The 1,196-nt window shown below is 66.6% G+C and carries 1 protein-coding gene; it reads right to left on the bottom strand.

Features of this window, described 5'->3' with window-relative positions:
• The coding region (locus tag QSK22_RS33200) for a recombinase family protein (RefSeq protein ID WP_285498462.1) at positions 1 to 790 on the bottom strand (790 nt) is incomplete at its 3' end.
• Positions 791 to 1,196: the final 406 nt, after the last annotated feature.

Genomic DNA, 1,196 nt, shown 5'->3' with positions numbered 1-1,196 from the left:
GCGGGTTGCGGGCGCGGTCGTGGGCGGACGGGCACGGGATGCCATCGCGGGTCAGGCCCTCGGCGATGGCGAACAGGCCCTTCTCGATGGAGTCCTCGAGGCCGAGGAACTCGCGGAAGATGCGTTGGACGACAGGCGCGGCGTCCGGGTCGATCGCCAGCTTGTAGAGCCGTTTGCCGTCAGCGGCCTTGGCCGGGTTGGGGTGCGGTCCCGCATCTTCGAGTTTGTAGCCGTACGGCGGACGGCCGCCCAGGTAGCGGCCCTCGCTGGCAGCGATGGCCGCCATGCTAGAGCGGACGCGGGTCTTGATGCGCTTGCGTTCGCCTTTGGACAGGCCGCCGAAGACCGACATGATCATGTCGTGGGCCTCGTTGTCGGCGTCGATCGGACCGCCGATCTCGGGCACCCACAAGGGGACACCGTAGTGCTCGAAGATCGGAAACGTGAGGCCGTACTGGCCGCCGTAAAAGGCTCGGTGTGGTTCTCCGATCACAACGGCGTCGAAGCCCCTGTTCGGGTCCTTCAACACGTCGAGTAGGGCACTGGCCTGCGGGCGTCGGGCCCACGGGATCGATCTGGAGCGATCGACGTCGAAGTACTCGGCAACGATCTCCCCTCCGCACGACTCGATCAGGGCGAGGGCACGGCGAAGCTGCCAGGCCTTGGAGGCGGAGGGGTCCTGCTTGTCCTCGGTCGACACTCGGCCGTAAAACGCGAACCGACGTGGCCGCTGGACGGCTCCGGTGAGCTCGTCGTGGTCGTCGGCAGGTTCTGGCGCAATGGCCTTCATTCGTTTGTGTGCTCCTTGTCGTCGTCTGGCTTGGAGGTTCGTTCGGCCACTTCGCGCAGGAGCCGGAGCAGCGCGCGAGCCGCGCCGGGCGTGAGCCGTGGCGGCTCATCCGGAACGACGACCCGCAGCTTCCTGCCTGGGCCAGTGGCGCGGTTGTGGGTTTTTTCGGTCGTCGGGCCCTGTGCAGTGACTCGTCTTCGGCGCTGTCTGCCGCCTGACGCGGAAAGGGTCGGCGGCGCGTTCTTGCGACGTTGCGCTCGGTGGGGCCCGGTGTTGTTGGGGTTGCGTCCACGGAGGTGGTGTACGAGTTTCCGCAGGTGAAGAGCGTGGCGTCGTGACGTGAGACGGCCACCGCGTAGATCCTTCGAGATGGATGATCAAGAAGAAGGAGACAACGCGATGGCCG

The sequence above is a fragment of the Actinomadura sp. NBRC 104425 genome (assembly GCF_030269545.1).
Taxonomy (GTDB): domain Bacteria; phylum Actinomycetota; class Actinomycetes; order Streptosporangiales; family Streptosporangiaceae; genus Spirillospora; species Spirillospora keratinilytica.
This window is presented reverse-complemented; position numbering and strand designations above follow the sequence as displayed.